The sequence below is a fragment of the Calothrix anomala FACHB-343 genome (genome assembly GCF_014696435.1).
GTDB classification, from domain to species: domain Bacteria; phylum Cyanobacteriota; class Cyanobacteriia; order Cyanobacteriales; family Nostocaceae; genus Aulosira; species Aulosira anomala_A.
The window spans coordinates 1-6,511 of the sequence record NZ_JACJQG010000135.1; the positions used below are offsets into that span (position 1 = coordinate 1).

5 protein-coding genes are annotated in these 6,511 nt (G+C 43.1%); 3 read left to right on the plus strand and 2 right to left on the minus strand.

The features are described 5' to 3' along the window. Window positions 1–263 precede the first annotated feature (263 nt). Window positions 264–1,739, minus strand: a complete 1,476-nt coding sequence (locus H6G08_RS36580) for a phytoene desaturase family protein (RefSeq protein WP_190552179.1) — start codon at window positions 1,737–1,739, stop codon at window positions 264–266. A gap of 239 nt (window positions 1,740–1,978) precedes the next feature. On the opposite strand from H6G08_RS36580, the gene H6G08_RS36585 reads away from it, so the two are divergent. From H6G08_RS36585 to H6G08_RS36595, 3 genes are all read left to right on the plus strand, one after another. Then, entirely contained in the window at window positions 1,979–2,764 is a 786-nt protein-coding gene (locus H6G08_RS36585; protein ID WP_190552171.1) for an ABC transporter ATP-binding protein, read from the plus strand. A gap of 17 nt (window positions 2,765–2,781) precedes the next feature. Then, entirely contained in the window at window positions 2,782–4,194 is a 1,413-nt protein-coding gene (locus tag H6G08_RS36590; RefSeq protein ID WP_190552173.1) for an MlaD family protein, read from the plus strand. A 101-nt stretch (window positions 4,195–4,295) separates the two neighbouring features. After that, a complete protein-coding gene (locus tag H6G08_RS36595) occupies window positions 4,296–5,348 on the plus strand; it encodes a Rieske 2Fe-2S domain-containing protein (protein WP_190552175.1) in 1,053 nt (350 codons plus the stop codon). Window positions 5,349–5,568: 220 nt separating this feature from the next. Here H6G08_RS36595 and H6G08_RS36600 read toward each other — a convergent pair whose 3' ends face one another. Next, window positions 5,569–6,357: a sensor histidine kinase gene (locus H6G08_RS36600; protein ID WP_313943822.1), complete on the minus strand. Its 789-nt coding sequence runs from the start codon at window positions 6,355–6,357 to the stop codon at window positions 5,569–5,571. Window positions 6,358–6,511: the final 154 nt, after the last annotated feature.

Genomic DNA, 6,511 nt, shown 5'->3' on the forward strand with positions numbered 1-6,511 from the left:
AATAATCCTGACAATTGAAGGGGTATCGAACCCCTCCAATTGTCCCGCAATTCCCCTCACCGCCAACCTTCGGTGTGGCGGGAGTACCCTTGCGGAGGTCTAGATGGCACAATACAGTTCAGTTAGCGCCAAAAACCTTACGCTGCGTAGGTTGGGTTGAGGAACGAAACCCAACATTTTCAGGGGTTTGTTGGGTTTCACTTCGTTCAACCCAACCTACAATTAAGTCTAGCCCCATGCCCCATGCCCCATGCCCCATGCCCCTAGACTAAAGTATTCGCGCACAAAATCCCAGATGCGGCGACTGCGGGGACACCAATTCCGGGGATGGTACTGTCACCAACGCGGTACAAACCTTGTATAGGTGTGTGGGTGCTGGGAAACATACCTTTATCAGCTGCGATCGCGGGGCCATAGCTTCCCTGATATCTTCTTAAATAATGGGCATGAGTTAAAGGTGTCCCAATTAATTCAACTACTACACGCTGACGAATATCTGGGATAACTTTCTCTAAAGCGCGATATAATATTTGCGCTTTCTCCCGTTTCTTCGCTTCATAATCTTGATTTCTTATCCACCCACTATAAGGTTCTAAGGTGTAAGCATGAACTACATGATGTCCAACTGGCGCTAAATTTCCATCCCACACGCTAGGAATAGAAATCATGCAAGTATTTCCTGGGGTGGTAATATCTTGCTGCGAATCGTGAACTACCACATGATGTCCGGTTAAATTCTCCAAACCATCAGCGCGGATACCTAAATGTAAATGCATAAAGCTGTCAACGGCTGGGGTTTCTAAAGCTTCCTGACGATATTTAGCTGGTAAATCTTCGGGACGTAATAAATAATTGTAGGTATCCCAAATACTCGCATTGGAAATGACAATCGGCGCGTGAATAACTTCGTCTTTTTCCAACCTGATACCCACAACTTTACCCGATTCCACCAAAATTTGCTCGACATGACAGCCTAAGCGTAACTCTCCCCCCCAGCGTTTTAAACCCCTAACTAATGCTTGCACAATTGCCGCACTACCCCCCACCGGATACTCAACTCCCGCGCGGGAACGTTCGCCTAGCATAAAAGCTACCTCTGGGGTAATTGTCCCATGTGCCTTTAAACCAGAGAGTAGAAAGCATTCCACATCAATCAGCCTGCGTACCCAAGCATCTTTAACCGTTGCATCCATCACCTTACCCACAGAACTTTGCACCAGTGGTAAGTAAGGCAGCATTTTGATTAAGGAAGGTAAGTAATTTTTAAGTAATGTAAATATTACCCGCCAGTCCGAGCGCAAAGCTAAAGTAGGGATATCGCGCATAGCTGCATATAGCCCTAACAAGCGTTCTGTAAAGCGTTGGAGTTCCTGCGCGCCTTGGGGTGTAACGCGCTGTACTTCCTGCAAATAACGCTGTAGATCGCGATAAATAGCAATAGTAGCTTCAGGAAAATGGTACTGTCCTAAAGGATCGTAAGGTATAACTTGAATGGATTCGCCAAGAAGATCCAAAACTTGTTTGAGCGGATTCAAGCTTTGGGTATCTGTTAAACCACAATAGAAAGAAGGGCCAGAATCAAATTCAAAACCTTGTCGTCTAAAACTGTGAGCCGCACCTCCGGGAATCACATGACTTTCGCAGACGATCGCTCGTTTGCCATAATAAGCCAATAATCCCGCAGCACACAATCCGCCAATACCGCTACCAATTACTATGACAACATCTTTATCTTGCATACAGTCTATAGTCAAGAGTCAAGGGTCAAAAGTCAAGTGTCAACAGTCAATAGTCAATAGTCAATAGTCAATAGTCAACAGTCAACAGTGCAAAATTTACTGAACATTAACCCTTAACCATTGAACATTAACCCTTAACCCTTAAACATTAACGATTAACTATTGAACATTAACCATTGACCATTGACCATTGACCATTGACCATTAACCATTAACCATTGACCATTGACCATTGACCAATGACTAATGAACCATTAATTGAATTAAAAGGCGTGTCTAAGTCCTTTGGTAGTAATAAGGTTTTAGATAATATAGATTTAACTATTTATCGAGGCGAGGCTTTAGGAATTATCGGCCCTTCTGGGACTGGTAAATCGACAATTTTACGTGTAATAGCGGGATTACTGCTTCCCGATGCGGGGGAAATTTACGTCCAAGGGGTGCGGCGTAAAGGTTTGATTGAAGATGGGGATGAAACTGTGGGGATTGGGATGGTGTTTCAACAAGCGGCGCTGTTTGATTCCTTAACAGTAGAAGAAAATGTAGGATTTTTACTGTATCAGAATTCCAAAATGTCGCGATCGCGGATTCGCGATTTGGTACATACCAAACTAGAGATGGTAGGTTTACCGGGAATTGGGGATCTCTACCCTTCTGAATTATCTGGCGGGATGCGCAAACGTGTCAGCTTTGCACGGGCGATTATGTCTAACCCAGATAACGACAGAGAAGGGCCGGAAATCTTACTTTATGATGAACCTACAGCTGGACTCGACCCCATCGCCTCCACAGTCATCGAAGATTTAATTCGCCATTTGCAACAGGCGCAAGGTGTTTGCAGCACTTATGCCATTGTGACTCATCAAGACAGCACAATTCGTCGTACTGCAGACAGAGTTATATTTTTGTATCAGGGTAGAGTCCAATGGCAGGGTACAGTGAGTGAAATAGATAGCACAGACCATCCATTGATTAGACAATTCATGAGTGGAAGTGTGCAAGGGCCAATACAGGTTGTCGGCTAGATGGATGGAGGAGAATTATGCGATCGCGTACAGTTAGAGAAGGTTCTGTAGGGCTAATTGTCCTTCTAGGCTTGGGAGTCTTTGGGCTAATCGTTATTTGGTTGAATCGCGTTAGTACTAGTCGTAATTCCTACAAAGCAATTGTGGAATTTGCGAATGCTGGGGGAATGCAAAAAGGTTCAACAGTCCGCTATCGGGGCGTGAAGGTGGGCAGTATTTCCGCAATTCGTCCCATGCCCAATAATATAGAAGTAGAAATTGAAATCTTTCAACCGAATTTAATCATTCCCAGAGATGTGGTAGTAGAAGCCAATCAAAGCGGATTGATTAGTGAAAGCATGATTGATATTACACCGCGCACTGCGATCGCAACTACAGACGTAACTGCTAAACCCTTAGATACAAATTGCGATCGCGAATTAATTATATGTAATGGTTCTCGCTTAAAAGGGCAAATTGGCATCAGTGTAGATGAACTGATTCGCAGTAGCACGAATATAGCTAATAGATATGGTGACCCAGAATTTAAACGCGATATCAAAAGATTACTAGAAACATCCACCGCCGCCGCCACAAGTTTCACAGCGCTGAGTCGGGATTTGCAAAATTTATCCAGAAGTGCCCAAGGACAATTAACCACATTTTCGAGTACAGCCAATTCTGTGCAACGAGCGACAAATCAATTAACTGCATCTTCCAGCCGCACAGTTAACGAACTCGGTTCAGCCGCTAAACAATTTAGTCTCACCGCCAATCAAGCCAGTAGATTATTAACTAACTTAGATAACTTAGTTACAACCAATCGGTCTTCATTAGTGGCGGCTTTAAATAATCTTACCGAAACCAGCAATCAATTACGAACTACATTTACAGCCTTATCCCCAGCAGTAGATCGTTTAGCCCAAGGTGAAATCATCAAAAATTTAGAAACACTCTCAGCCAACGCCGCTCAAGCATCAGCTAATTTACGTAATGCAACTAACACTTTAAACGATCCCAAAAACGCCTTATTATTACAACAAACTTTAGATTCCGCCAGACTCACCTTTGAAAACACCCAGAAAATCACCTCAGATTTAGACGAATTAACAGGCGATCCCAAATTCCGCAGCAACCTGCGCCAATTGGTAAATGGTTTGAGTAGTTTAGTATCTTCTACTCAACAAATGGAACAAACTGCACAAGTAGCAGTCACATTAGATTCCCTCAAAGCCTCAATTAATCAACCAGACACAAAACTTCCCACCCCTGCGATCAAACCACCAGCCGTCACTATTAATCCTGTGCCCACATCTGTGAAAATTGTCGATAAAAATCAACAGCCACCAGCCACCTTATCTCCTCCCCAACCAACGCCAGAAGAACTGTTACAAAAATTGCGCGAATATAGCAAACAACGAGAACAAGAGAATATAGGGAAGGTGGATTAGAGCAGAGGAAGGGGGCAGGGGGCAGGGGGCAGGGGGCAGGGAGCAGGGGGCAGGGGGAAGAAATGATTGACAAATGACAAATGACAAATGACAAATGACAAATGACAAATGACAACTTTTTCTTACGTAATGTTTGGTATTATGCTTTGCCAAGCGATCGCCTCAAACCCGGTAAAGCGATCGCGCGGACTTTTTTAGGCGAACCAGTTTTACTATGTCGTACCCAAGCGGGTAAGGTATTTGCACTCCGAGATATTTGTCCCCATCGCGGTATACCCTTAAGTTGCGGGCGATTTGATGGACAGGAAGTAGAATGCTGTTATCACGGTTGGCGTTTTGATTATGGTGGACGTTGTACGGTGATTCCTTCTTTAACCGAAGGGCAAAACGTTGATTTAAATCGCTATAACGTGCAATCTTACGAAATTCGGGAAAAGCAGGGTAATATCTGGATTTATATGCCCGAACCAGGTAAATCTCAGTCTCCACCACCAGAAATGGAAGTACCAGAGATTCCCGGTTTTGGCGATCGCCCGCCCCAATTAGTCGAGGTGATGCGCTTCCCCTGTTTTGTCGATCATGCAGTCTTAGGCTTAATCGATCCCGCCCATTCGCCTTACGTACATCGCGTTTGGTGGTGGCGTTCGGGACAATTGCACGATGAAATTAAGCAATTTGACCCCTCACCCTATGGGTTTACCATGCGTAAACACCAATTACCCGTCAATACAGGTTCAGCTTATAAGTTCATCGGCGGCGGCATCCCAGAAACGGAGATTTCCTTTCGCATCCCCGGAATACGCATCGAAAATACCACCACCACCAAACATCAAGTCTGCAACCTAACAGCCATCACACCCATTTCCGAAACCGAAACCGAAGTTAACTTTGCCTTTTATTGGACACCCACCTGGGCAGGATTTGCCAAGCCTTTGATACGTTTATTTACCAGAGCATTTCTCGACCAAGACCGCAGAGTAGTAGAAAAGCAGCAAATTGGTTTAAAATACGATCCCGTGCTGCGATTAATCAAAGATTCCGATGTCCAAGCCCAATGGTATTACCAATTAAAGCGCGAATACGCCCGTTCTCTAGCCGAAGACCGTCCATTTATCAACCCAGTAAAAAGTCAATTATTACACTGGCGCGCTTAGTACAAAATCTCATTCTCCGCGTACCTTTGCGCCTACCTTTGCGCACCTTTGCGTTTAAATTCCACCCCTAACCCCTAGAGCGTGTTTTTAAACTACGAAAGTAGGTTGCAGAAAGTAGACGCAACCCAACGCAGTAACGTAAATGTTGGGTTTCGTTCCTCAACCCAACCTACAATTAAGCCGAATTTAGAGTTTGAAAACAGTCCCTAGCTCCTAGCCCCTATTTCTGATTCATAGGAATTTCGATTTTAAACTCAGTTCCTTTTCCCGGTGCAGAAATAAATTGCAGCTTACCCTTGTGCTTATCTACAACAATTTTGTAACTCACAGATAATCCTAAACCTGTACCTTGTCCCACCGGCTTAGTTGTGAAAAAAGGGTCAAATATGCGCGATTGAACGCTCTCACAAATTCCCGGGCCATTATCTTTAATACTAATTCTAATTCTACAATCTTCTATAATCTCAGTATGAATTTTAATCAAACCATGCTGGTTTTTAGTTTCTTGATTTTCTAAAGCATCAATAGCATTTACCAAAATATTCATAAATACTTGGTTCATTTGTCCCGCATAACACTCGATTTTGGGTAAATTTCCATATTCTTTAATTATGTTAATCCTTGTACCATTAGGCTTATTTTTCAAGCGATGTTGCAAAATTAGCAAAGTACTGTCAATGCCTTCATGAATATTTACTAATTTCATATCGGCTTCGTCAAGTCGCGAAAAATTCCGTAAACTCAAGACTATTTCACGGATGCGTTGCGCACCCACTTTCATAGAATTAATAACTTTTGGTAAATCATCATAAATATAATCTAAATCTATATCTTCAGTCAGGTCTAATATTTGTGGATCTGTGTCACCATAGCGTTTTTGATAAATCTCTACTAATGAAAGTAAATCAGTTGTATAGTTACTTATATATGCAAGATTGGCATATATAAAATTTACTGGATTATTAATTTCGTGGGCAACACCCGCTACCAATTGACCAAGTGCAGACATTTTTTCAGATTGAATCAACTGCGATTGCGTCTGCTTTAATGAATCTAAGAGGATGTTTGAAAAGTCGGACAGATTGTAAAAAAGCTCTCTCGGTATACGCTGTGAATAGATAGTAGACAGCACCGAGAGAGCAACATGAGTAAAGCATATCCCA

Coding starts and splice junctions, on each gene's coding strand:
- H6G08_RS36600 (WP_313943822.1), bottom strand. CDS start 6,357: ATGTCTGCACTTGGTCAATTGGTAGCGGGTGTTGCCCACGAAATTAAT.
- H6G08_RS36585 (WP_190552171.1), top strand. CDS start 1,979: ATGACTAATGAACCATTAATTGAATTAAAAGGCGTGTCTAAGTCCTTT.
- H6G08_RS36595 (WP_190552175.1), top strand. CDS start 4,296: ATGACAAATGACAACTTTTTCTTACGTAATGTTTGGTATTATGCTTTG.
- H6G08_RS36590 (WP_190552173.1), top strand. CDS start 2,782: ATGCGATCGCGTACAGTTAGAGAAGGTTCTGTAGGGCTAATTGTCCTT.
- H6G08_RS36580 (WP_190552179.1), bottom strand. CDS start 1,739: ATGCAAGATAAAGATGTTGTCATAGTAATTGGTAGCGGTATTGGCGGA.